This is a genomic window from Actinoplanes sp. CA-015351, from assembly GCF_050955685.1.
Classification (GTDB): domain Bacteria; phylum Actinomycetota; class Actinomycetes; order Mycobacteriales; family Micromonosporaceae; genus Actinoplanes.
In genome coordinates this window covers 1,201,528-1,224,879 of record NZ_CP192102.1, presented here as the reverse complement: position 1 = coordinate 1,224,879, position 23,352 = coordinate 1,201,528, and the positions used below count along the sequence as shown (strand labels likewise).

Here is a 23,352-nt window from a genome sequence, read left to right as displayed (position 1 = left end):
CCGGGTGCCTGGGGGTTCCCGGGTGCCCGCTTCCGTTCAGCGCAAACGACCGGCTCAGGTGATCACCGCGCCCCCGCCCGGTGTGGTGACCGGGCCGCTTCCGCCCACGCCGACCGTGCGGGGGCGATCTCCCTTCCAACTGCCCCTGCCCCGGCGCGGCGGTGGTCCCCGGCCCCGGCTCCGGCGTGGGCAGCGGTCCGGGCCGATCGCGGCGATCGCGCTGGTGCTGACGTTCTTCGGGCTGTTCGCGGTCGGGCTCGGTCTCGGTTTCGCGACCGGCTTCAACGTCAGCGATCTGTTCCGGGGCCCGGACGAGCCACCTCCCCGTGCCTTCCCGGTGCTCGACCCGAGCCGGCCGGAACGGCTGGAGATCCCGGCCATCGAGGTGTCCGCCCCGGTTCTCGAAGTGGGCCTGGCCGACGACGGCTCGGTCGGCGTACCGCCGCTGAAACGGCACAACGAGGCCGGCTGGTTCGACGGCGGGCCGACTCCGGGTCAGTTCGGCCCGGCGCTGATCGTGGGGCATGCGGATACGCGTACCGGGCCGTCGGTCTTCCACGACCTGCACCGGGTGAAGCCGGGCCAGGAGATCAGGGTGAGCCGGGCCGACGGCACGGTCGCGGTCTTCGAGGTGAACTCGGTGGAGAAATTCGACAAGGACAAGCTGCCGGTGCAGCGGGTCTACGGCGATTACAGCCGGCCGTCGCTGCGGCTGATGACCTGCGGCGGGGACTGGCTGGGCGACGCGCGCGGCGGTTACTCCGACAACATCGTCGTTTTCGCCTCGCTTGTCGACTCGCAGACATGAAACGAGGCCGGGCGGCTATGCCGCCTCGGCCTCGACAGGTGCGGACGGCAGGTCCAGCCAGTCCATCCATCGAGGATCAGGGGTACGGTGCCCGAGCACCCGCCAGGCGACACCACGCGGGGCCGCGGGCATGGAGTGCAGCCGCCACCCGAGCTCGGCCGGCGTCTTGTCACCCTTGCTGTGGTTGCACTTGGCGCAGGCCGCCACCACGTTTTCCCAGGCGTGCAGGCCACCTCGGCTGCGCGGGAAGACGTGGTCGATGGTCTCGGCGGACCCCCGGCAGTACGCGCAACGGCCACCGTCGCGGGCGAAGATGGCCCGGCGGGAAAGCCCGACATGCGTCCGGTACGGCACCTTCACGTACCTCGTGAGGCGGACCACCGACGGGATCGTGAGGGTGTGGTGCGCACTGTGCAGAATGCCGTCGCCGTCGGAGACGCACTCGGCTTTCGCGGTCAGCAGGAGGATTGTCGCTCGACGCACCGATACGACGCACAGCGGCTCGTAGGTAGCGTTCAGCACTAACGCGGAAGAGCCAACTCTGGGTCGTATGTCAGGCATCGCGAGTCACCCTCCGGTGTCAGTTGCTAGTAACCGCTCCCATAGCCCATGCGTGTGTGATTTGGCCCTCGATAACGAGGCCCGTGCGCCAATAGTCCCTGATGGATGACCTAATTGCCAGCACAATCTGTGGCCACGCGGTAAACGTCTGAGGTCTTCGCACAGCCGTACCCGGTACCTTGACTCCCCGTGGTTCAACTAGCTCCGACTCCTACCCCATCCAGCTCCTGGCCCACCGGGCTGCCGACCGTCGACGTGTCCGCGGCATGCAACGCCGACGCGTTGTGCGCGCAGATCTATGACTGGACCGGGAACCAGTGGCTCGCGTCCAGCAGCTACGTGGTGTTCATCAAGCCGCTGCGGATCCTCGGCATCATCGTGATCGCGATGCTGATCCGATGGCTGCTGCACCGGGCGATCGACCGGCTGGCACAGAGCACCTCGCGCGCCTCGATGCCGGCGCTGCTGAAACCGCTCAAGGAGAAGGTGTCGAACACGGCCGAAGAGGGCCAGTTCATCCCCGAGCGACGCAGGCAGCGGGCCACCGCGATCGGCTCGGTGCTGCGCAGCTTCGTCAGCGCGGTGGTCTTCACGATCGCCGGACTGCTGGTGCTCGGTGAATTCGGGTTCAACCTGGCGCCGCTGCTGGCCAGCGCCGGCATCGTCGGCGTCGCCATCGGTTTCGGCGCGCAGAGCCTGGTCAAGGACTTGATAGCCGGCCTGTTCATGCTGCTTGAGGATCAGTACGGCGTGGGCGACACGGTCGACGTCGGCGAGGCGACCGGCGTGGTGGAAAGCGTCGGCCTGCGGATCACCACGATTCGCGACGGCCGGGGCGTGCTCTGGTACATCCGTAACGGCGAGATCGTCCGGGTCGGCAACAAGAGCCAGGGGTGGGGCATGGTCGTGATCGACCTCCCGATCGGCTTCGTCAACGCCGAGGAAGCGGTCGCCGTGCTGCGCCGCGCCGCCGAGGCCGTGGCCGCGGAGCCGGAGCACCAGACCGAGTTCCTCGAGCCGCCGGACGTGGTCGGTGTCGAGCAGCTGACTGTGGACGGCGCGGTGATCCGGACCATCGCCAAGACGACGGCCGACGCCCAGCCGATCATCCAGGGCAGACTTCGCCGGGCGCTGACCGAGGCGCTTGACGCTTCCGGTCTCTCGGAGCGGATCGCCGCCTCCCGGCTGGGACCGCGCAGCGCGATCCCGCCGGCCTGGCTGGGCGGCTCCGAAAATTCCTCATCTTCGATTTCGGAGCAGCGGCCGGGCAGCACTTCCTGACCAGCGCATACTCCATCACGCGGTAGTTCCGCCCTAGCCCGTTTGGCCGATTTTTGCCCCAACTGCCCTAGCGTGGGCTAGGACGATCGGGCAGAATCCGCTAAAGCTGTCCGCATCAGACAGCTTGTTCGCGCCCGGGCAGCCCTCGGTGATCGTCGACAGCGATGGAGGGCTCGGTGTCAGAACAACCCGCACGGCCAAGCAACGCGGCCGACGCGGTCACGCAAAGCGAGCAGGCGGTGACTTTCCGCGAAGTCTTCGGGTTGCCGGAGTTCCGGGCGCTGTTCTCGTCCGGCGTCGTCAACCAGATCGGTGACTACCTCTCCCGGGCAGCCATCACCGCTCTGGTCTATCAGCAGAGTCAATCGGTCCTGCTCTCCGCGACCTCGTTCGCGATCAGTTATCTGCCGTGGCTCTTCGGCCCGCTGCTGTCGGCGCTCGCCGAGCGATACTCGCACCGCCGGGTGATGATCGCCTCGGATCTGTTCCGGATGGTGCTGATCGGCCTGCTGCTCCTGCCGGGCCTGCCGGTCCAAGTGATGTTCGTGCTGCTCTTCCTCTCCGGGCTGGGCGCGCCGCCGGCCCGGTCGGCGCGCTCGGCGATGCTGCCGCTGGTGGTCGGGCGAGACCGTCTCGCGCTCGCCGTTGCCAGCACCCAGACCAGCGGGCAGGCCGCGCAGGTGATCGGATACCTGGCCGGCGCGACCCTCTCGGTGGCGCTCACTCCCCGGATCGCGCTCGGGCTCGACGTGCTCACCTTCGCGGTGTCCGCAGCGATCGTGGGCTTCGGCGTCCGGCGCCGGCCGGCCGAGTCGGCCGGCGGCGAGCGCACCCACCTGCTCCGGGAGACGTTCGAAGGCTTTCGCCTGGTCTTCGGCGATCAGGTGCTGCGGTCGATCACGATCGTGGTCTACACCATGACCATCTTCGCCATCGTCCCCGAGGGCCTGGCCGCCGCGTGGGCCGCCGAGGGAACCTCCGGCCAGGACGCACACGGCCTCGACCAAGGCATGATCATGGCGGCCGGTCCGCTCGGCTTCGTCATCGGCGGCATCCTGTTCAACCGATTCGTGCCCGCGACCCTGCGGGTACGCCTCATCCCGCTGCTCGCCGTGATCGCCCCTCTGCTGCTGGTACCGACCATCACCGGCCCGCCCGCCCCGATCGTGGCGCTGCTGGTCCTGCTCGCCGGGCTGATCCACGGCTCGCTGCTGCCGACGCTGAACGCGACGTTCGTGCTGGCCCTGCCGCACGGATTCCGGGCCCGGGCGTTCGGCGTGGTCAACAGTGGGATCCAGCTGTCCCAGTTCAGCGCGGTGATGCTCACCGGCATGCTCGCCGACCACTTCTTCCTGCCCACGGTGGTGGGCCTGTGGAGCATCGGAGGCACGCTCGCCATGCTGCTGGTCGCGATCTTCTGGCCTCGCCCGCTGGCGTTCGCCGAGGCCGCCGAACGGGCGAACGCCTCGGTGCCGTCGGCCCGGAAGCCCACGACGAGCGTCACAAGCGAGCAACCCTGACCTGCTGGCAGGATGGAGCGGTGAGCGAACCCGCCAGTTTCTTTGCCGCCGTCGGTGGCGAGCCCACGTTCCGGCGCCTCGTGGACAAGTTCTACGAGGGCGTCGCCGAGGACCCGCTGCTGCGCCCGATGTACCCCGAGGAGGACCTCGGACCGGCCGCCGACCGGCTGACGCTCTTCCTCATGCAGTACTGGGGCGGGCCGAACACCTACTCGGCCTCCCGCGGACACCCCCGCCTTCGGATGCGCCACGCGCCGTTCCAGGTCGACGCGGCCGCCCGGGACGCCTGGCTGCTCCACATGCGTGCCGCGGTGGACTCGCTCGGCCTGCCCGAGGAGCAGCGGACCACGCTCTGGGACTACATGGAGCGGGCGGCGTACTTCATGGTGAACACCATGGATCCCGTTTCCTAGGAGTGTCGCCTCAGCGGGTGACTCGTTGATCGGTTGACCACCTGCGACCGATCCCAGGAGCATCCCCATGCGCCGTCGTCTGCTCGCTGCCGCCGCTGCCGCGGCCGTCGCCGTGCCCGTGATGGCCGCGGCCATTCCGGCCTCGGCCGACCGCGGCCATCCGGCGGTGGTGTCGGCCAACCCGGTCGACTGGACACCTCACGTCCTGGACGGCACGGTGTGGGCGCTGGCCCTGGTCGGCGACACCGTGGTGGTCGGCGGCGCGTTCACCCGGGTGGCCGACGCGAAACGCCGGGTCACCGTGGCGCGCAAGAACATCTTCGCCTTCGGCCTCTACGACGGGGAGATCCGTTCGTTCGCGCCGCAGGTGGACGGCGCGGTCTACTCGCTTGCCGCCGGTGACGACTACACCGTCTACCTGGGCGGCGGGTTCAAGTCCGTCAACGGCGCGAACCAGCGTGGCCTGGCCCGCGTCTCGCTGCGGGACAGCGGCCGGGTCGCCCCATTCAACGCCAAGGTCAACTGGGGTGACGTACGCGCACTCGCGACCCGTGGCGGCCACCTCTACGCCGGCGGCACGTTCACCGCCGTCAACGGGGTGAACCGGGTCGCGCTGGCCCGGATGAGCGCCACGACCGGCGCCGTCGACCAGGGTTTCGACGCCCGGCTGTCCGGCCCGGGGCTGAAGCGGGTACGCGTCGAGCACTTCGACGTCTCCCCCGACGGACGCAAGCTGATCGCCGTCGGTGCGTTCCTGAAGTCCGGCGGGTACGCCCGGACGCAGATCGCGCTCTTCGACGTCGGCGGTTCCTCGGCGATGCTGTCCAGCTGGTACACCACCGCGTACGAGCCGCCGTGCATGCAGGGCTTCGACACGTACCTGCGGCAGGTCAAGTTCTCGCCGGACGCGTCGTACGCCGTGGTCGCGGCTACCGGCCGGGCGTCGTCGGCGCAGAAGCTCTGCGACTCGGCGGCCCGGTTCGAAACCAGCGGCGGCGGCCGGCGCAACCCGACCTGGGTGCAGCGCACCGGCGGCGACTCGCTGTACGCCGTGGCGGTCACCGGAGCTGCCGTTTACCTCGGCGGGCACCAGCGTTACTTCGACAACCCGTACGGCACCGACAGCAACGGCCCGGGGCCGGGCGCGGTGTCCAGGCCGGGCATCGGCGCGGTCAGCACGAACACGGGCAAGGCACTGCCGTGGAACCCGACCCGCTCCCGGGGCGTGGGCGTCCGCGCGTTCCTGGCGACCGCACAGGGCCTCTTCGTGGGATCCGACACCGACCAGCTGGGCCGCGAGTACCACGGCCGCCTCGGCATGTTCCCGTTGAGTTAGAGCAAAGCTCCCTCGTCGTGGAGCCAGTCCACGAATGATGTGGCCACGGCTGCGCCGCAGTCGAGCATCTCGACCAGCAGGGTGTCGTGCGCCCCGGCCGCGAGCGGCACCTGCAACTCGGCGTATATCGGCAGCTGACCCCGCTCGGTGGGGTCGCCGACGTACGCCTTGCAGAAGCGCCTCGTGTGGTTCCACTCGTTGACCACCCGGTATGCCCGGTCGGCCCAGTCCGGCGGGACCGTCGCGTGCGGGCGGGCCCGCATCACGAGGATCTCGTCGTCGGGGCCCTCCAGGGTGAACAGCACGGCGTGCCGTTCCCACATGGCCAGCAGGCTGCCGCCACCGTCAGCGAGGAACCTTATGTCGAGCATGTCGAGCGCCTTGCCGATGCGCGCCAGCGACACCGGGGCGACCAGATCGGAGGATCCGGTCGTCGACAGCTCGGCCGGGACCGCCGACCGGGAGGGCTCGCGCTGGGCCGGAACACCGACACGGACCGCGCTCTGCACCGCCACTTCGCCACCGGAATCAGGCTCGTTCGACGACCCCGATCCCGGACGCCATGACCACCACGGCATCGTGTGCACCTCACTCCCCAACAGATCCACCGCCGGACGTTGCAGTGGACCCGAGGGCCGACGGTACCCGTCCCGTTCCTGAAGGTCATCCCCCCAACCGGAGGGCGGGCCCGTAAGAACGATATGCCGTCACCCTTTCGGGTGACTTGACATCGGAGTAACGGTCAATTTATGAACACTCTGTCGCCACGCCACTCCATATGGTGCGGAAATTCCCACCCAGCTCCCCGCCACTCGGACGCGCGCGTCGGGGCCGTCCTCCAGCCCGGCGGCCGGGCGAGGACCGAGGAATCCCATCCGCGCGACGGCCTGAACGAGTCGCTGCGAGACCTGAACGGGTGTGCCGTCGTCCGGAGTGACGACGAGGGCGACGTGATCGAGCAACGCGTCCCGGACCGCCCGCTGCCCGACCGCCCGGCCGGACATGCCACCCGTGGAGATCTCGCGCAGCGTCCCGGCGGCGGCGCTCGCCAGCCGGTCCAGTTCGGCCCCCGACACCGATTCCACGGCGTGCGAAGCGGCCGGCGGCAACGCCCAGCGCCACAGCACGTCACGTCGCTCCGGCAGGGTGTCCCCGCCCCCGGCGAGAACGGCGAGCAGCGCGGTCGCCGAGACCGTGGCGTCACCCGGGCCGGCACCGGCCACCTCCCGGGTGACCAGGACGTCCCAGGGAAGATGCGCCCAGAGGGCGGTACGCCCTCCGGAGGACCGGAGCCGGACCGGAGCCGCCGGGTCCAGGCGGGTCAGCCTCGCCAGGAACGCGCCCGCGTCGGGAATCCCGAGCAGGCCGTGCCCACTCATGACCGGACCCAGTAGGGCGTCAGGAAGTCCTTCTCCGCGGCCGAGAGCCTCCGCGGATGCCCCTCGGCCAGGTTGTAGGGCACGCAGACCGACCGCGCCCGGCTGGCCAGCTGGCCGTCGTCGAAGAGCTCGTAGTCCACCGTGAACGACGCGGCCTTCAAACCCGAGATCCACATCTCGACGCGTACCGGGTCGCCGAAGTCCACCGGCCGCAGGTAGTCGATCTCGTGCCGGGCGATCACGATGCCCTCCTCGAACGAGCCCAGGCCGTGCGCGCGGGCGCCGACGAAGAACATCGCGACCCGGGCCTCCTCATACAGGGTGAGGAAGCGAGCGTTGTTGACGTGCCCGTACGCGTCCATGTCGGACCAGCGCACGGGCACGTCATACACAAAACGATCAGTCACGGGTGAGCTTGCGGTACGTCACCCGGTGCGGCCTCGCCGCCTCGGCGCCGAGCCGGTCGATCTTGTTCTTCTCGTACGCCTCGAAGTTGCCCTCGAACCAGAACCACTTGTCCGGCTCCTCGTCGGTGCCCTCCCACGCGAGCATGTGGGTGGTGACCCGGTCGAGGAACATCCGGTCGTGGGAGATGACCACGGCGCAGCCGGGGAACTCCAGCAGCGCGTTCTCCAGGCTGGAGAGCGTCTCCACGTCCAGGTCGTTCGTCGGCTCGTCGAGCAGGATCACGTTGCCGCCGATCTTCAGCGTCAGCGCGAGGTTGAGACGGTTGCGCTCGCCACCGGAGAGCACCTTCGTCGGCTTCTGCTGGTCCGGGCCCTTGAAGCCGAAGGCCGCGACGTACGCCCGCGAGGGCATCTCGACCTTGCCGACCATCATGTGGTCGAGACCGTCGGAGACGACCTCCCACACCGTCTTGGTGCCGTCGAGGCCACCACGGTTCTGGTCGACGTACGACAGCTTGACCGTCTCGCCGACCCGCACCGAACCGGAGTCCGGCTCCTCCAGCCCGACGATGGTCTTGAAGAGGGTGGTCTTGCCGACGCCGTTCGGGCCGATGATGCCGACGATGCCGTTACGCGGCAGCGAGAACGACAGGTGGTTGATCAGAGTACGGCCGTCGAAGCCCTTGACCAGGTCCTTCGACTCGATGACCGTGCTGCCCAGACGCGGGCCCGGCGGGATCTGGATCTCCTCGAAGTCCAGTTTCCGGGTCTTCTCCGCCTCGGTGGCCATCTCCTCGTACCGCTCGAGGCGGGACTTGCTCTTGGTCTGACGCGCCTTCGCGTTCGACCGGACCCATTCGAGTTCCTCGGAGAGACGCTTCTTCATCTTGGCGTCCTTGCGGCCCTCGACCGAGAGACGCTGGGCCTTCTTCTCCAGGTACGTGGAGTAGTTGCCCTCGTAACCGATCGCCCGGCCACGGTCCAGCTCGAGAATCCAGCCGGCCACGTTGTCCAGGAAGTACCGGTCGTGAGTGATCGCCAGGACGGTGCCGGCGTACTTGGCCAGGTGCTGCTCCAGCCAGGACACGCTCTCGGCGTCCAGGTGGTTGGTGGGCTCGTCGAGCAGCAGCAGGTCGGGCGCCTCAAGCAGCAGCTTGCAGAGCGCGACGCGGCGGCGCTCACCACCGGAGAGCTGGGTGACGTCGGCATCCGGCGCGGGGCAGCGCAGCGCGTCCATCGCCAGTTCCAGCTTGGAGTCGATGTCCCACGCGTCTTCGTGGTCGAGCTCCTCCTGGAGCTTGCCCATCTCTTCCATGAGCTCGTCGGTGTAGTCGGTGGCCATCTGCTCGGCGATCGCGTTGAACCGCTCCAGCTTGGCCTTGGTGCCGGCGACCGCTTCCTCGATGTTGCCGAGGACGGTCTTCTCCTCGTTCAGCGGCGGTTCCTGCGCCAGCATGCCGACGGTGTAGCCGGGCATGAGCCGGGCCTCGCCGTTGCTGGGGATGTCGAGACCCGCCATGATCTTCAGCAGGCTGGACTTACCGGCGCCGTTCGGGCCGACGACACCGATCTTTGCGCCTGGCAGGAAGCTCAGCGTCACGTTGTCGAGCACGACTTTGTCGCCGTGCGCCTTGCGAGCCTTTTCCAGGACGTAGATGTATTGGGCCACGGTGTGCCCTACCTCCAAGATCGTGAATGATCGGTGCCGAATCAAAGGGCAATCTTTCCAGGTACCCCCACGACTCCGAACGAGGACCCCGGCAGGTTTACTCCCTGACCGCCTTCTGCTCCTCGCTCGTGCCGTCCGAGTACGCGATCGTCAGCCCGGTCTCGTCGACCGAGAAGACGTTGCCGTCGACGGCCGTGGCCACGTACGACCCGTTGCTGTCCTGCCACACCCCGGCGAGGAAGAGTGCGGTCTTGTTCTCGATCCATTCGGCGTCGGTGCCGCCCTTGTTGGCGTGATAGAACAGCTGGCCCGTCCGGTCCTGGCAGATCCAGATCACGGTCTTGCGGACGGTACGCACCCGCAGCACTTCGACGAGCTCGCCGGACGCGCCCTGGATCGCACCGGCTCGCTGGGTCTGCTCCGGGCAGAGGGGGCCTTCGGCGAGCGTCACGGGTGACGGCGTGACTTCGGCACGCGGCTTCCGGTTTCGTTCCTCACCGAGGAGGTATCCACCAATCATCCCGATGATCGTCAGCAGCACCGTGGCAATTACCACAGGAAAGAACAACGGACGCCGCTGCTGGGAATGATCATCGAGGGGGGTCACCGGCTCAGGATGGCACCCCGGTTCCAGCCGGTCCATCGCCAGGCGTTGAACCGCGGCAGCCTACGCACAGTAGGCTCGCCTTGGGAACAGAAACCACTCGGAGGTGTACTCAGCGTGGCCGAACGAAGTTCCTTCGTCGTCGTCGCCAACCGTCTACCCGTTGACGAGATCACCACACCAGAGGGTGAGAAGCAGTGGCGGCCGAGCCCGGGTGGCCTGGTCACGGCCCTGCACCCGGTGCTGACCGAGCACCGCGGCACCTGGATCGGGTGGGCTGGCGGCGAGGGCGAAGCGCCCGAGCCATTCGAGCTCGAAGGCATCAACATCCACCCGGTCCCGCTCAGCACCGAAGAGCTGGAGCGCTACTACGAGGGCCAGTCGAACGCAACGATCTGGCCGCTGTACCACGACGCGGTGGAAACGCCGGTCTACAAGCGTCGCTGGCGTGAGACGTACCGGATCGTCAATCAGCGATTCGCGGAGGCCGCCGCCGAGGTGGCCGCCGAGGGTGCGACCGTCTGGGTGCAGGACTACCAGCTCCAGCTGGTGCCGTCCCTGCTCCGCGAGCTGCGGCCGGACCTGCGGATCGGGTTCTTCCTGCACATCCCGTTCCCGCCGATCGAACTGTTCATGCAGATGCCGTTCCGCGCGGAGATCCTGCGCGGCCTGCTCGGCGCCGACCTGGTCGGTTTCCAGCAACGTCTCGCCGCGCAGAACTTCGTACGCCTCGCCCGCCACCTGCTCGGCCTGCGGTACGAAGGCCAGTCGATCAAGGTGGATGGGCGCAGCGTCAAGGCCGGCGCGTTCCCGATCAGCATCGACACCAAGGACATGGAACGGCTCGCCGCCGATCCGGCCGTCCAGGCGCGGGCCAAGCAGATCCGCGCCGAGCTGGGCGACCCGGAAACCGTGATCCTCGGCGTCGACCGGCTGGATTACACCAAGGGCATCGAGCTGCGCCTCAAAGCGTTCCGCGAGCTGCTCGCGGACGGCAAGCTCAACGTCGGTGACGCGGTGATGGTGCAGGTCGCCACGCCGAGCCGGGAGCGCGTCGAGCACTACCAGACGCTGCGGGTCAAGGTCGAGCGCGAGGTCGGCCGGATCAACGGCGAGTTCGGCCGGGTGGGTGTGCCGGCCGTGCACTACCTGCACCAGTCGATGCCGAAAAACGAGCTGGCCGCGCTTTACGTGGCGGCCGACGTCATGATGGTGACCCCGCTGCGCGACGGCATGAACCTGGTCGCCAAGGAATACATCGCCTGCCGGGGTGACACCGGCGGCGCGCTGGTGCTCAGCGAGTTCGCCGGTGCGGCGACCGAGCTGCGCCAGGCCTTCCTCTGCAACCCGCACGACCCGGACGGCGTGAAGGACGCTCTGCTGCGCGCGGTCGGCGCGGAGCAGCCGGAACTCAAGCGCCGGATGCGCGTCATGCAGCGCCACCTGCGGACCCACGACGTCGCTCGCTGGGCACACACCTTCCTCGATGAGCTGGGCGTCGACGAGACCCCGGACACCGAAGAGGCGTAAAACCCGCTGTCAGGCGCCGGGCCGTTTCCGGCCCGGCGCCTTCTTCCGGTACGCGCGAAGAACGCCCCGTCAGCTCGCGGCTGGCGTAAATACGTCGGACACGGCAACCACGTCACCGATGACCACCACGGCCGGCGGCCGGATCCCAGCCTCGGCAACGTCAGCGGTGATTGTCCCCAGGGTGCTGCGCAACGAGCGCTGATGCGCCGTCGAACCCTCCTGCACCACGGCGACCGGCGTCTCCGGCGACCGACCCTCGGCGATCAGCCGCTCGCTGATCTTCGGCAGGTTCTTCAGGCCCATCAGCACCACGAGCGTGCCACGCAGCCGCGCCAGGGCCGGCCAGTCCACCAGCGAGTCCGGGTGCTCCGGCGGGATGTGCCCGGAGACCACGGTGAACTCGTGCGCCACACCCCGATGGGTGACCGGGATCCCGGCCAGCGCGGGCGCCGCGATCGAGCTGGTCACGCCGGGCACCACCACGACCGGCACGCCGGCCGCCGCGCACGCCAGCGCCTCCTCGCCACCACGGCCGAAGACGAAGTTGTCGCCACCCTTGAGCCGCACCACGAACTTCCCCTGCTGCGCCCGATCCACCAGAATCCGGTTGATCTCCTCCTGAGCCGCCGACGGCCCGTACGGAATCTTCGCGGCGTCGATCAGCTCGACCTCGGGGCGCAGCTCACCGAGGAGCACACCCGGGACGAGACGGTCGGCGACGACCACGTCAGCGGCGGCGAGCAGGCGCCGGCCCTTCACAGTGATCAGCTCGGGGTCGCCGGGGCCGCCGCCGACCAGGGCGACGCCCTTGAGTTCGGGCGCGGCCGGCGGTGTCGCCTCCAGCGCGTGCGCGACCAGGTCACGGACCGCCATCGCCCGACGGCGGTCACCACCGTCGGTCACCGCCACCGTCACCTGCCCGTGCCGGGTGACAGCCGGGGTCCACGCGGTCGCGGCGTCGCGGTCGTCCGCGCGTACGCAAAAGATGTGGTGAGCCTCCGCCGCCTCACTCACCTCGGCGGCAGCGACGGGGTCGTCGATGGCGACATGGACCAGCCACGCGCCTTCGACATCGCCAGGCACGAAGCGCCGCGGCGTCCAGACCGCACGCCCTGCGTCGACGTGCGAGCGCAGAGCGGGAGTGAGTTCAGGCGTCACGATCTCGATCAGGGCGCCCGCCGCGATCAGCGCAGGTACCCGGCGGGTGGCGACCATGCCACCGCCGACCACCAGGACGCGGCGGCCGGCCAGCCGCAGGGCCAGTGGGTAAAGGCTCATTTCTCGGATACTCCCGCGCTGTCGAATGTCGCCACCTCGTGCAGTACCCGCACCGCAGCCGACACGACCGGCAGGGCGAGCACCGCGCCGCTGCCCTCGCCGAGGCGCATGCCCAGGTCGAGCAGCGGTTCCAGGCCCAGGTGGGCGAGCGCCACGGTCGCGCCCGGCTCGGCTGACCGGTGTCCGGCGACCATCGCGGCCACCGAGTCGGGGGCGAACGCCGCCGCTACCAGCCCGGCCGAGGCGGCGATCACGCCGTCCACGATCACCGGCACCCGGTGCGCGGCCGCGCCCAGGATGAAACCGGCAAGCGCCGCGTGCTCAAGACCGCCGACCGCGGCCAGCACGCCGAGCGGGTCGGCCGGGTCGGGCGTGTGCCGGGCCAGCGCCGCGGTGATCACGGCCGTCTTGCGTGCCAGCGTCGCGTCGTCGATGCCGGTGCCGCGACCCGTCACGGCCGCCGGTTCAGAACCGGTGAAGACCGCGGTCAGTGCCGCCGCCGGGGTCGTGTTGGCGATGCCCATGTCACCGGTGAGCAGGCATTTCGCGCCCGACTCGACGAGCTGCGCGGCGACTGCGATGCCGATCTCGACGGCCGCCTGGGCTTCTTCGCGGGTCAGCGCGGGCTCGACGGTCATGTCCCGGGTGCCGCGGCGCACGTTCACGTCCAGCAGGTTCGAGCCGCCGTGCAGCGGGATCCCGACACCCACGTCGATCACCATGACGTCCGCGCCGGCCTGCCGGGCGAACGCGTTGACCACGGCGCCACCGGCCACGAAGTTCGCCACCATCTGCGCGGTGACCTCCTGCGGCCACGGCGTCACGCCCTGGGCGTGCACCCCGTGGTCGCCGGCGAAGACGGCGACCGTGGCCGGCGCCGGAAGCGGCGGCGGGCAGACTCCGGCCAGGCCGGCCAGCCGGACCGACAGCTCCTCCAGGGCACCGAGCGAGCCGGCCGGTTTGGTCAGCCGGGCCTGCAGTTCGCGGGCGGCGGTCATGGCCTGCTCGTCGGCGGGCCGGATGGCTGCCAGGGTGGTCTCCAGCGTCACGATCGCTCCTCGATCAGGTCGGTCAGAGTCTGCACGAATCCGTCAGTGATGGCAGTGTCGCGCACCGCAATCCGCAGCCACTCGGTGCCCAGGCCCGGGAAAGTGTCGCCACGGCGCACGGCATAACCGCGTTCGCGCAGGTCACGGCGGATCTGGTCGGCACCGGGCAAGCTGATCGCGACGAATGCGCTCGCCGGGTTCCCGGCAACCGTGACGCTCGGCACGTGCCGCAGGCGGTCCACCAGGTGGGCGCGTTCCCTCGCCAGCTCCGCGGCGATCTCCCGTTCGGCCGCGACCGCAACCGGCGAGGCGCAGGCCGTCGCGGCGGCGAGAGCCGGAGTGGAGACCGCCCAGAGCGGCTGGCTCAGTTTCAGCTGGCGCACGAGGTCGGCCGGCCCGAGCAGATATCCGATCCGGAGTCCGGCCAGGCCCCACGTCTTGGTGAGGCTGCGCAGCACCACAAGACCCGGAATACCTCTTTCGTCCGCGAGCGACTCCGGCTCGCTGGCATCTCCCGGGCGGTAGGTCGTGTCCGCGAATGCCTCGTCGACCACCAGGACCCGCCCGGGACGGGCCAGTTTCGCCACGTCGGCGGCCGGGTGAAGCACCGATGTCGGGTTTGTGGGGTTGCCGACGAAAACCAGGTCGGAGTCCTCCGGCACCAGCGCCGGATCGAGCCGGAACCCGTCATCGGCGCGCAGCAGCACCCGGTCGACCCGGTGGCCGGCGTTGACCAGCGCGGCCTCCGGCTCGGTGAACTGCGGATGCACCACGATCGGACGGCGCGCGCCGCGCAGCGCCTGCGCGAGCAGCACGAACGCCTGGGCGGCGCCGGCGGTGAGCAGCACCTCGGCCGGGTCGCGGCGATGCCGCGCGGCAACTGCCTCGGTCGCCGGCCGGGCATCCGGGTACGCGGCCAGCGCGCCCAGTGATGCCGTGATCGGCTCGGCCAGCCAGGCGGGCATCGGTTGGCGCCGCACGTTGACCGCAAGATCGATCAGGCCCGCGCCCACTTCGGCGTCGCCGTGATGATCAAGATCGAAGGTCATGGGCCCAGCATGCCGGACGCGGGTCCGCCGCGATTTTGGTGGGCCGTCACACCCGTGGGCGCGCGAAGTTCGCAGGTCTTTTCACGCCTGACTTCTGCCGTTCCGGGGGAACATGAACCCTTTTGTCCTACCGTCAAGGGGTGACGAGCCGACGCCTCACCGTAGCCGGAAGAGTCGCCCTCCTGATCCGAGCCGGGCTGATCTCAGGCCTGGTCATCTCCGGCCTCTCCTATCCCCTGGCAGCCCTCGCCGGGATGGGGGTCAAGGCCGGCACCGACGCATTGCAAGCCATGCCGGAAGAGCTCACCGAGGTGCCGTCCGCGCAGACCACGTACGTGTACGCCAACGACGGCAAAACCCTGCTCACCATGTTCTACGAGGAGCATCGCAAGCAGACCGCGCTGAAGCAGATGTCGCCGTACATCACGAAGGCGATCGTCGCCTCCGAGGACTCCCGCTTCTACGAGCACAACGGCGTCGACGCGAAAGGCGTCGCCCGCGCGTTCGTCGCCAACCAGAAAGCCGGCGGCGTCTCCCAGGGCGCGTCCACGCTGACCATGCAGTACGTCCGGATGGCCCTGCGGGACAGCGCCCGGACGCCGAAGGAGGCCCTTGAAGCCACCGAGCAGACCGCGGCCCGGAAACTGCGGGAGATGCGGCTCGCCATCGAGGTCGAACAGCGCCTCACCAAAGGGCAGATCCTGGAGCGATATCTGAACACCGCGTACTTCGGCCATCGCGCGTACGGGATCTTCGCGGCCTCTCAGGTGTTCTTCTCGAAACCGCCGAAGAATCTCAGTCTCACCGAGGCCGCGCTGCTCGCCGGCCTGGTCAAGGCACCTTCGGCGTACGACCCGGCCACCAAGGATCAGCGGGCGGCCAAGCAGCGCCGGAACTATGTCATCGACCAGATGCTCAAGATGGGCTCGATCACCAGCGAACAGGCCGTCTCCGCCAAGCGGGCGAAGATCAAACTGAAGCTGACGGCGCCGCCGAACGACTGTGTGTCGATTGCGCGTATCCACAACGACTGGGGCTTCTTCTGCGACTACTTCAAGAGCTGGTGGCGTGAGCAGCCGGCCTTCGGCCGCAACACCCAGGAGCGCGAGGAAAATCTGCGCCGCGGCGGTTACCGGGTGGTCACCACCATCGACCCCAAGATCCAGGGGTACGCCTTGGAGCACATCCTGAAGAAGGAGAAGCGCGGCAGTCCGTTCGCGCACGGGCAGGTCGTCATCCAGCCCGGCACCGGACGGGTGCTCAGCATGGCGGTGAACCGGCGGTACTCGCTCGATCAGAAGGACAACGGGCGGCACAGCGACTGGCGTACCGAGAGCGGCACCAAGGGCAATTACCCGAACACCGTGAACCCGCTGCTCGGCGGCGGCAACATGGCCGGTTACCAGGCCGGATCCACCTTCAAGATCTTCACGATGCTGGCGGCGCTGGAAGCCGGGATGCCGCTGTCGACGTCGTTCTACTCACCGGAACGCTTCTACTCGCAGTACATCACCGCGCCCGGGCCGGCCACCTGCGGCACACACTGGTGCCCGAAGAACTCCAGCAAGTCGATGACCGGCCGGCAGAACATGTGGAGTGGTTTCGGCAAGTCCGTCAACACGTACTTCGTGCAGCTCGAACAGCGGGTCGGCGCGGCGAAGGCGGTCACCATGGCGGAACGGCTGGGCCTGCGGTGGCGTACCGAGGTGGACAAGCAACTGGCCACCCCGGACCACGCGAACGGCTGGGGCGCCTTCACTCTCGGCGTCAGCGACGCCACCCCGGTGGAGATGGCGAACGTCTTCGCGACGCTCGCCGCCGAGGGAAAGTACTGTGAACCACTGCCGGTGATGTCGATCCGCAACCCGGACGGCTCGCACGCCGTCCACGACGGCAAACTGGTCGCCGCGCCACGCTGCCACCGGGAACTCAGCGTCAACGTGGCTCGCGCCGCCACCGACGCGGCCCGGTGCGTGACGGGTTACGGCTCGGCGCGCGGCAGCTGCGGCGGCTGGGGAACCTCCGAGATGGTGCACGCCACGCTGGGCCGCCCGGTAGCCGGCAAGAGCGGCACGACCGACGGCAACAAGACGGCGTGGTTCAGCGGTTACACACCTGAGCTGGCAGCCTCGGCCTTCGTCGCCGACCCGGACAACCCGGAGCACGTGGTGGGCACCGGCCGCGGAACGATCTCGAAGTTCACAGTCGCGCAAACCCTGCGGGACGCCCTCAAGGGCGAACCCAAAAAGCAATTCACCCCGCCCACCGAAAAACTGACCTGGTAGAACCCCGGTGCCTCACCGCCGTGATTCTTGGGCGAGAGCCGAGGAGGGCGCCCCGCGGTCAACGATCAGGTCCGGTTGGTCGTCACTGCTGTCTCACCTGCGGCGGGGTGGTTGCCAGGTCGCGTCTCGGCCGGCCAGGCCCAGGGCCTGGCGCAGCGGGTCGTCGCCGGGGCCGGTCGGCAGCGCCGGGCCGAAGAGGCCCGGGGTGCCCTCGGCCGGGCCCTGGGAGAGGAACTCGATGAGCACCTCCAGAGTCCGCGGGTCGGCCGCGTAGTCCTGGTCGGTGGATCGGGCCAGGTCCCAGCCGTGCATGACCAACTCGTTCATCGCGACAATGCCCATGTCGGTTGCCGGGAGGGTCACGCCACCCACGGTGGCCGTGCCGGTCCAGGCGGACGGATCTTTCCACGCCATGGACAGCTCCTCGAGGACCACCGGGAGGCGGCTGCGCCAGTGGTGGGACAGATGCTCGGCCGACGGCTCGGGCGGAGGGCCATCGGCCCCGATGCCGGAGCGCTTGCGGGCTCCCTGGGTGAACGCGTAGGCCAGGCCCATCAGATGGTCCAGCAACGCGGCGACCGGCCAGCCCGGGCAGGGCGTCGGCGTGGCCAGGTCTCTCTCGTCGACGCCGAGCAGCAGAGCTCTGATCTGACGAACCGGCGGATCGAAGTCCAGCGGCACACGATCGGCCACGATGCCCTCCTTCGGTTGTCGTATGCCTCACCGTACGAGGGGGGTACGACAACTTCCGGGTGCCGCCATCTGCTTTCGCACGCAGGGTTGTTTCCGGCTTTTGTGGCTGGTCACCGGCCACTCAGGAGTGAATCGGGATGTCCGCGGTCGGGCGGTTCTCCGGGTTCGCGGACTGACCCTGGTTCGGCGGTTTGGCCGGGCCCTGGTTGGGCGGCGGCATCCCCGGACCGGGCATCCCCGGACCGGAACCAGGACTCGGCATCGGCGGCATCATCGGAATCCCGCCCGGAGGCATTCCGTTCGGAAGCATTCCGTTCGGCGGCATTCCGTTCGGCGGCATCGTGCCGGGAGGCATAGCGCCCGGAGGCATCGGGGGGCCGCCGTGCATGGCCGGTCCCGGGCTGTGCTGAGTCAACGGTCCAGGGCCCTGCTGACGCATCACCGGGGAGCCCGCCTGCACCGGCACCGAACTCGCCGGCATCGGCACCGGACCGGTCGGCCCGTTCCCAGGCCCGCCCGCGAACTGCTGATCCCGCTGACCCTGCGGCCCGAGATTGGCCGTCGCCAGGCCGGCGCCTGCCATCCCCGCTCCGCCCATCCCCGCTCCGGCCATCCCCGCCGGCGCCATCGCAGGGGGCTGCATCGCAGGCGGCTGCGGCACCATGACCGGCGGCTGCTGCGGCACCATGACCGGCTGCATCGCAGGCTGCTGCATGCCAGGCCCAGACATCCCCTGCCCGGAACCCTGCCCCGAGCCCTGCCCAGGACCCTGCGAACCAGGCCCGGATCCTTGCCCGGAACCCGACGGGCCGGACGATTGCCCCGGGCCGGCCAGCGCCGCCGCCACCAGGCGCTTGGCGATCTCCGGCGCCGCGGCCCAGTGCAGGCCCAGCTGTGAGGCGTGCACCTGCCGCCAGACGAAGCCTTCGGGATTGCCGCCGGACCAGGTCCAGGCCGGCGTCGAGCCCGCGCGCGGCGTGACGATCGCGCGGTGCTGCTTGTACCCGGTGATGCGCGCTCCGGCCGGAGCCAGAACGGACGTGCTCGGCGCGGTCGCCTCGCGGTAACCGGCGACGGTCTGCTCGGCGGTGGTCGCCGCGGCGTCCAGCACGCCGCACATCTGCCGCCCGTCCAGTTCCCGGGTGAGCCACGGGAACGCGATGCCCTCGGCCACGACCGGCCAGCCCTCGCGGGCGAACTGGGCGACGACCGCGCTGAGCCGATGGTTGGCGGAGAGCTCCTCGGCGTACCCCTCGGGCAGGCCGGCGCCCACCACCAGGGCGCGCGTCCCGGGCGGGAGCGCCTCGTCGCGCAGCGGGTCCACCACCGCGACGTCGGCGCCGGCGGCGGCGAGCAGTTCGGCGGTCTCCACGTACGTGTAGGGCGCGCCCTGTCCACCGGCCAGCGCGACGATCGGCCGCTGGTCGGTGGCCTCGCCTGCCGCCTCGGACGGCGTCCAGATCGGGCCGGGCAGCGGCGGAGCGGACGCGGCAAGGGCCATCAGCCGGTCCATGTCGAGCATGGTGGCGACGGCCTCGCCGAGACGGCGGACCGCCCGGCCGGCCTCGACGGTGCGGTGCGCGACCGGCACCAGGCCGTGCGCCCGGGCCGGCAGGACGTTGGGCAGATCGCCGCGGTGCAGCGCACCGAGCACCGGCATGCCGATGTCGTCCATGGCGCTGCGCAGCATCTGCTCGTGGCGGGCGGAGGCCACCCTGTTCAGAATCACCCCGTTGAGGTGCACCATCTCGTCGAACATGCGGAACCCGTGGACGAGCGCGGCGAGCGAGTGGCCCATCGCGGCGACGTCCACCACGAGCACGACGGGGGCGCGCAGCGCTGCCGCCACGGCCGCGGTGCCGTCCACCTCGGGCTGGCCGGTGAGGCTGTCGAAGAGGCCCATGGCCCCCTCGACGACGGCGAGCTGGGTGCCGGCCGCGCCATGCGCGAAAAGCGGCGCGACGCGCTGGGCGCCGACCAGGCGTGGGTCAAGGTTGCGGCCGGGACGGCCGGCTGCCAGACCGAGGTACGCCGCATCGGTGTGATCCGGTCCGACCTTGAAGCCAGCCGTCGGGATGCCACGCGCCGCGATGGCGGCGAGCAGCCCGACAGCGATGGCTGTCTTGCCGTGGCCCGACGACGGCGCGCTCACGACCAGACGAGGCTGGGTGATCAATGTCTCCCCCGAGGATTCCGCTATCGGCAGCCGCGTGATAACGACTGCCGGATGTCGCAGACTACCTGGCTGCGGCGGGCGTTACCGTCGCGCCAGGTAGCCTCTGGGGGTGTACCGGTTCCTGCTGACACCTCGCTGGCTCGCTGCTTTCGCGCTGACCGTCGTCGCTGCGGTGGTCATGGTGATGCTCGGCAACTGGCAGTTGCGGCGGTACCACGAGCGCACCGACATCAATGACCGGATCGATTCCGCGAACTCGGTGCAAGCCGTTCCGCTCACGTCGATCCTCACCGCGCCGACCGCCGCCGGCACTCCGGGCGCCGCCCCGGGCAAGGCCCTGGCCTGGACAAAGGTGACCCTCACCGGTCGATACGACGCCAGTTACGAGATCCAGGCCCGCGGCCGGACGGTCGGCAGCGAGGTGGGCTTCGAGATCGTCACCCCGCTGATGCTCGACGACGGCACGGCGGTCCTCGTCGACCGGGGCTGGGTGCCCGCCGGGGACACCGGCGCGCTCGCCGCGCCCGAGGTCCCGGCCGCGCCCGGTGGCCGGGTGACGGTCGTCGGCCAGATTCACCTGTCGGAAAGCCGACCTGCCGCGGTGGAGCGCCGGGACGGCCGGTTGGACACCCGCCGGCTGAGTGTCCCGCGTCTCGCCCAGGAGCTGCCGTTCCCGGTCTACGGCGCCTACGTCCTGCTGAACGAGCAGACCCCGGCTGCCGACCCGGCCTTCGTGCAGGTTCCGATCTCACACGAGGACTCGTGGCAGAACGGCGGTTACGCGGTCCAGTGGTGGCTGTTCGCCGTGATGGCCCTGTTCCTTTATGGGTGGCAGGCCCGCCGGGAGGCGCACGGTCTCAATGATCCGGACAAGCAGGCTCCGGTCAGCCAGGCTCCGCGCGTACCCAAGAAGGCCGCAAGCGGGCAACGCCCGCTGGACCGGGTCGAAGCCGCCGACCTGAAACGCAAAGAGAAGGAAAGGGATCTCGCGGCGCCTGGCGCCGGGGATTAATCTCGCGGCATGACCTTCCCGCCGGGTGACCCCTGGGGCACGGATTCCCCGCCGCCGAGCGCGGTGTCACCGACGGCAGCCGGCCCGGTGATCGTCCAGATCGCCGAGATCGAGGTCACCTCCTCGCTGGTGCGCACGCCTGTCGGCGATTTCCCGCTGGCCGGGTCACATTGGCAGGTCACCGATCATTGGTACGGGCAGAGGCGCACCCCGGCCTGGGCGAAACTTCTCGCTTTTGTCGGCATCTGCCTCACTGCTGGATTGAGCCTGCTGCTCCTGCTTTACAAGGAGACGGTCCCGCAGGGCACCGTCCACGTCACGGTGATGAGCGGAACCCGGCAGTACGTCGCCCGCGTCAAGATTCACCAGGAGTCCGACGCCGCCGTGATCAATCAGCAGGTCAACTATGTCCGGAGTCTCGCAGCCCTCTGACGGTGTCGATCGTGTCGGCCTCGGCGGCCGGCTTGTCGTCGCGGTAACGCAGCACACGCGCGAACCGCAGCGCGACCCCGCCCGGGTAACGCGGCGAGGTCTGCACACCGTCGAACGCGATCTCGACCACCTGCTCCGGCCGGACCCGCACGACCCAGCCGTTGTCGTCGACGGCCAGCTCCTTGAACCGCTCGGTCTGCCAGCGCAGCAGCTCGTCGGTGAGCCCCTTGAACGTCTTGCCGAGCATCACGAACTCGCCGGTCTCCGGGTCACGCGCGCCGAGATGCAGGTTGGACAGCCAGCCGCGGCGACGCCCGTGCCCCCACTCGACGGCAAGAACCACCAGGTCAAGGGTGTGCCGGGGTTTCACCTTGACCCAGGCGGCACCGCGGCGACCCACGTCGTACGCCGCCTCGGGTGATTTGACCACCACACCCTCCTGGCCGGCGGCGAGCGCGGCGGCGAAGACGGCCGCGGCCTGCTCCTCGGTCTCGGCCGTGGACCGGCCGACGAGCAGCTCACCCGGCAGCGCGTCGGCGAGGGCGGCCCAGCGGACCCGGCCCGGCTCGTCGAGCAGGTCGGTGCCGTCGAGGTGCAGAAGGTCGAAGAAGTACGGCATCAGGGTCACGCCACGCGTCACCGTCTCCTGGAACGGGCGGGGCCTGCCGTCCGGGCCGAGCGCCATCGCCTCGCCGTCGAGCACTGCCTCACGCACCGGTAGCGCCCGGACGGCCTCGACCACGTCGGGCAGCCGGGCCGTGATGTCGTCCAGGCTGCGGGAGAAGACCGCCACGTCATCGCCGGAACGATGCACCTGGATGCGGATGCCGTCGAGCTTGGTGTCCACGACGGCCGGTGTGCCGGTGGCGAGCAGGGCGGCGCCGACATCGGGCGCGCTGCTCGCCAGCATCGGGCTCAGCGGGGTGCCGACCCGCAGATGGATCTCGGCGAGCGCGGCAGCGCCGCCGGTCAGGGCCGCGGACGCCACCTGTTTGAGGTCACCGCAGAGCAGCAGCGCCCGGCGTACCGCGGTCTTGGGCACCTGCGCGGCCGTGGCGATCGCGTCGGCCAGCAACCCGGCCTGCGCGCCCTGCCGCAGCTCGCCGCCGAACAGGCCGACGAGCAGCCGCTGCTCGTCGGCGGTGGCCGCGCCGAAGAGCGCGCCGACCAGATCACGACGCCGGGCCTGCGATCCGGCCCCGGCGACCACCGAGATCTCGGCGATCGCGGCGTCGACCGCGGCGACGCTCAGCGTGGGCTCGGCCGCCGGCGGTGGCAGATCGCGCAGGCCCGCATAACCCACTCCGGTCTGCCGCTGCCGCAGCTCGCCGGCGAGGTACGCCGCACCGGCCGTGATCTCTCCCGGCTCAAGGCGGCGCAATGCGTCGGCCAGCAGCTCGATCTTGGCTTTCCGGCCTGAGGTCGAGCTGACGGCGGCCGAGGTGGCAGCGATGTCGAGGAACCGCACGAATCCCATCCTGGCAGGGTCACGCTGTTTTCGGCGCTGGGTCGCGCCACGGTCACGCTGTTTCCCGCGCCACGGTCACGCTGCTTTTGGCTCGGCGACGCGGAAGCCTCGGGCCCGCACCGCGTCGGCGACCCTGCTCAGCTCGGTGTCGAGCGCGCAGAGCACCTTGGAGAGATCCTCGAGATGGTCGTGGAGCGTGTCGTCGTCCCACCCGGAGACGTCGACGTCTCCCAGTGCCCGGGCGGCGGCACGAAGCCGGGCGATCGACTCGATCCGATCGCGGGTCCGGAGGCGAGCGAGCGTGTCCCGCGGGCCGGCGGGCAGAGCCCGGACCACGCGGCTGGTCGGCGCAGGCGCAACAATCGAACGCATGTTCGAATCCTAACAGGATTGATCGCCGCA

Annotated in this window: 22 protein-coding genes; 9 read left to right on the top strand and 13 right to left on the bottom strand. The window is 69.8% G+C overall.

Going from position 1 to position 23,352, the window contains the following annotated elements; all coding sequences use genetic code 11:
- The first annotated feature begins 22 nt into the window (after positions 1-22).
- Positions 23-808, top strand: coding sequence for a class F sortase (locus ACQP2E_RS05645; protein WP_433828807.1), 786 nt, complete (start codon positions 23-25; stop codon positions 806-808).
- Between the two features lie 15 nt (positions 809-823).
- On the opposite strand, the gene ACQP2E_RS05640 is transcribed toward ACQP2E_RS05645, so the two are convergent.
- Complete coding sequence (locus tag ACQP2E_RS05640; RefSeq protein WP_433828806.1) at positions 824-1,369, bottom strand: HNH endonuclease; 546 nt, start codon at positions 1,367-1,369, stop codon at positions 824-826.
- A gap of 189 nt (positions 1,370-1,558) precedes the next feature.
- Here ACQP2E_RS05640 and ACQP2E_RS05635 point away from each other — a divergent pair, with 189 nt between their 5' ends.
- From ACQP2E_RS05635 to ACQP2E_RS05620, 4 genes are all read left to right on the top strand, one after another.
- Positions 1,559-2,650, top strand: coding sequence for a mechanosensitive ion channel family protein (locus ACQP2E_RS05635; protein ID WP_433828805.1), 1,092 nt, complete (start codon positions 1,559-1,561; stop codon positions 2,648-2,650).
- Between the two features lie 239 nt (positions 2,651-2,889).
- On the top strand, positions 2,890-4,170 hold the full coding sequence (locus ACQP2E_RS05630) for an MFS transporter (protein ID WP_433828804.1): 1,281 nt from the start codon (positions 2,890-2,892) through the stop codon (positions 4,168-4,170).
- A 20-nt stretch (positions 4,171-4,190) separates the two neighbouring features.
- On the top strand, positions 4,191-4,583 hold the full coding sequence (locus tag ACQP2E_RS05625; protein WP_433828803.1) for a globin: 393 nt from the start codon (positions 4,191-4,193) through the stop codon (positions 4,581-4,583).
- Between the two features lie 67 nt (positions 4,584-4,650).
- Positions 4,651-5,919: a PKD domain containing protein gene (locus ACQP2E_RS05620; protein ID WP_433828802.1), complete on the top strand. Its 1,269-nt coding sequence runs from the start codon at positions 4,651-4,653 to the stop codon at positions 5,917-5,919.
- Here the strand turns inward: ACQP2E_RS05620 and ACQP2E_RS05615 are convergent.
- From ACQP2E_RS05615 to ACQP2E_RS05595, 5 genes are all read right to left on the bottom strand, one after another.
- Positions 5,916-6,497, bottom strand: coding sequence for a YbjN domain-containing protein (locus tag ACQP2E_RS05615; protein ID WP_433833780.1), 582 nt, complete (start codon positions 6,495-6,497; stop codon positions 5,916-5,918). The genes ACQP2E_RS05620 and ACQP2E_RS05615 overlap by 4 nt on opposite strands.
- A 129-nt stretch (positions 6,498-6,626) precedes the next feature.
- Complete coding sequence (locus ACQP2E_RS05610) at positions 6,627-7,298, bottom strand: hypothetical protein (protein ID WP_433828801.1); 672 nt, start codon at positions 7,296-7,298, stop codon at positions 6,627-6,629.
- On the bottom strand, positions 7,295-7,705 hold the full coding sequence (locus tag ACQP2E_RS05605; protein ID WP_433828800.1) for an acyl-CoA thioesterase: 411 nt from the start codon (positions 7,703-7,705) through the stop codon (positions 7,295-7,297). The genes ACQP2E_RS05610 and ACQP2E_RS05605 overlap by 4 nt, the downstream gene beginning before the upstream one ends.
- On the bottom strand, positions 7,698-9,374 hold the full coding sequence (gene ettA, locus ACQP2E_RS05600) for an energy-dependent translational throttle protein EttA (RefSeq protein ID WP_433833778.1): 1,677 nt from the start codon (positions 9,372-9,374) through the stop codon (positions 7,698-7,700). The genes ACQP2E_RS05605 and ettA overlap by 8 nt, the downstream gene beginning before the upstream one ends.
- A 97-nt stretch (positions 9,375-9,471) precedes the next feature.
- Positions 9,472-9,981 (bottom strand): hypothetical protein, encoded by a 510-nt coding sequence (locus ACQP2E_RS05595; protein WP_433828799.1) that lies wholly within the window; start codon positions 9,979-9,981, stop codon positions 9,472-9,474.
- Positions 9,982-10,095: 114 nt separating this feature from the next.
- Here ACQP2E_RS05595 and ACQP2E_RS05590 point away from each other — a divergent pair, with 114 nt between their 5' ends.
- Complete coding sequence (locus ACQP2E_RS05590; RefSeq protein ID WP_433828798.1) at positions 10,096-11,508, top strand: alpha,alpha-trehalose-phosphate synthase (UDP-forming); 1,413 nt, start codon at positions 10,096-10,098, stop codon at positions 11,506-11,508.
- A gap of 69 nt (positions 11,509-11,577) precedes the next feature.
- Here ACQP2E_RS05590 and cobA read toward each other — a convergent pair whose 3' ends face one another.
- The 3 genes from cobA to cobC are packed head-to-tail and all read right to left on the bottom strand — an operon-like array spanning position 11,578 to position 14,884.
- The gene (gene cobA / locus ACQP2E_RS05585) at positions 11,578-12,786 is read right to left on the bottom strand and encodes a uroporphyrinogen-III C-methyltransferase (RefSeq protein WP_433828797.1); all 1,209 of its coding nucleotides are present in this window, start codon (positions 12,784-12,786) and stop codon (positions 11,578-11,580) included.
- Positions 12,783-13,784 carry a nicotinate-nucleotide--dimethylbenzimidazole phosphoribosyltransferase gene (cobT, locus tag ACQP2E_RS05580; RefSeq protein ID WP_433833777.1) on the bottom strand — a complete coding sequence of 334 codons (1,002 nt, stop codon included), beginning with the start codon at positions 13,782-13,784 and terminating at the stop codon, positions 12,783-12,785. Before cobT ends, cobA begins: the two co-directional genes overlap by 4 nt.
- A 47-nt stretch (positions 13,785-13,831) precedes the next feature.
- Complete coding sequence (gene cobC / locus ACQP2E_RS05575) at positions 13,832-14,884, bottom strand: Rv2231c family pyridoxal phosphate-dependent protein CobC (RefSeq protein ID WP_433828796.1); 1,053 nt, start codon at positions 14,882-14,884, stop codon at positions 13,832-13,834.
- Between the two features lie 140 nt (positions 14,885-15,024).
- On the opposite strand from cobC, the gene ACQP2E_RS05570 reads away from it, so the two are divergent.
- Complete coding sequence (locus ACQP2E_RS05570; protein WP_433828795.1) at positions 15,025-17,169, top strand: transglycosylase domain-containing protein; 2,145 nt, start codon at positions 15,025-15,027, stop codon at positions 17,167-17,169.
- A 93-nt stretch (positions 17,170-17,262) separates the two neighbouring features.
- Here the strand turns inward: ACQP2E_RS05570 and ACQP2E_RS05565 are convergent, their stop codons facing one another.
- Complete coding sequence (locus tag ACQP2E_RS05565; protein WP_433828794.1) at positions 17,263-17,862, bottom strand: TIGR03086 family metal-binding protein; 600 nt, start codon at positions 17,860-17,862, stop codon at positions 17,263-17,265.
- A 121-nt stretch (positions 17,863-17,983) separates the two neighbouring features.
- The gene (locus ACQP2E_RS05560; RefSeq protein WP_433828793.1) at positions 17,984-20,014 is read right to left on the bottom strand and encodes a cobyrinate a,c-diamide synthase; all 2,031 of its coding nucleotides are present in this window, start codon (positions 20,012-20,014) and stop codon (positions 17,984-17,986) included.
- Between the two features lie 133 nt (positions 20,015-20,147).
- Here ACQP2E_RS05560 and ACQP2E_RS05555 point away from each other — a divergent pair, with 133 nt between their 5' ends.
- Both ACQP2E_RS05555 and ACQP2E_RS05550 read left to right on the top strand, forming a co-directional pair.
- Positions 20,148-21,050 (top strand): SURF1 family cytochrome oxidase biogenesis protein, encoded by a 903-nt coding sequence (locus ACQP2E_RS05555; protein ID WP_433828792.1) that lies wholly within the window; start codon positions 20,148-20,150, stop codon positions 21,048-21,050.
- 9 nt (positions 21,051-21,059) lie between these two features.
- Positions 21,060-21,482 carry a hypothetical protein gene (locus tag ACQP2E_RS05550; RefSeq protein ID WP_433828791.1) on the top strand — a complete coding sequence of 141 codons (423 nt, stop codon included), beginning with the start codon at positions 21,060-21,062 and terminating at the stop codon, positions 21,480-21,482.
- Here ACQP2E_RS05550 and ACQP2E_RS05545 read toward each other — a convergent pair.
- Positions 21,451-22,959 carry an ATP-dependent DNA ligase gene (locus ACQP2E_RS05545; protein ID WP_433828790.1) on the bottom strand — a complete coding sequence of 503 codons (1,509 nt, stop codon included), beginning with the start codon at positions 22,957-22,959 and terminating at the stop codon, positions 21,451-21,453. The two genes, ACQP2E_RS05550 and ACQP2E_RS05545, sit on opposite strands and share 32 nt — an antisense overlap.
- A gap of 66 nt (positions 22,960-23,025) precedes the next feature.
- Complete coding sequence (locus tag ACQP2E_RS05540; protein WP_433828789.1) at positions 23,026-23,322, bottom strand: hypothetical protein; 297 nt, start codon at positions 23,320-23,322, stop codon at positions 23,026-23,028.
- Positions 23,323-23,352 lie beyond the last annotated feature (30 nt).

Bases quoted from the DNA above. Each gene is read 5' to 3' on its own strand.
- cobC (WP_433828796.1), bottom strand. From the start codon at position 14,884: ATGACCTTCGATCTTGATCATCACGGCGACGCCGAAGTGGGCGCGGGC.
- ACQP2E_RS05545 (WP_433828790.1), bottom strand. From the start codon at position 22,959: ATGGGATTCGTGCGGTTCCTCGACATCGCTGCCACCTCGGCCGCCGTC.
- ACQP2E_RS05640 (WP_433828806.1), bottom strand. From the start codon at position 1,369: ATGCCTGACATACGACCCAGAGTTGGCTCTTCCGCGTTAGTGCTGAAC.
- ACQP2E_RS05550 (WP_433828791.1), top strand. From the start codon at position 21,060: ATGACCTTCCCGCCGGGTGACCCCTGGGGCACGGATTCCCCGCCGCCG.
- ACQP2E_RS05615 (WP_433833780.1), bottom strand. From the start codon at position 6,497: ATGCCGTGGTGGTCATGGCGTCCGGGATCGGGGTCGTCGAACGAGCCT.
- ACQP2E_RS05540 (WP_433828789.1), bottom strand. From the start codon at position 23,322: ATGCGTTCGATTGTTGCGCCTGCGCCGACCAGCCGCGTGGTCCGGGCT.
- cobT (WP_433833777.1), bottom strand. From the start codon at position 13,784: ATGACCGCCGCCCGCGAACTGCAGGCCCGGCTGACCAAACCGGCCGGC.
- cobA (WP_433828797.1), bottom strand. From the start codon at position 12,786: ATGAGCCTTTACCCACTGGCCCTGCGGCTGGCCGGCCGCCGCGTCCTG.
- ACQP2E_RS05610 (WP_433828801.1), bottom strand. From the start codon at position 7,298: ATGAGTGGGCACGGCCTGCTCGGGATTCCCGACGCGGGCGCGTTCCTG.
- ACQP2E_RS05620 (WP_433828802.1), top strand. From the start codon at position 4,651: ATGCGCCGTCGTCTGCTCGCTGCCGCCGCTGCCGCGGCCGTCGCCGTG.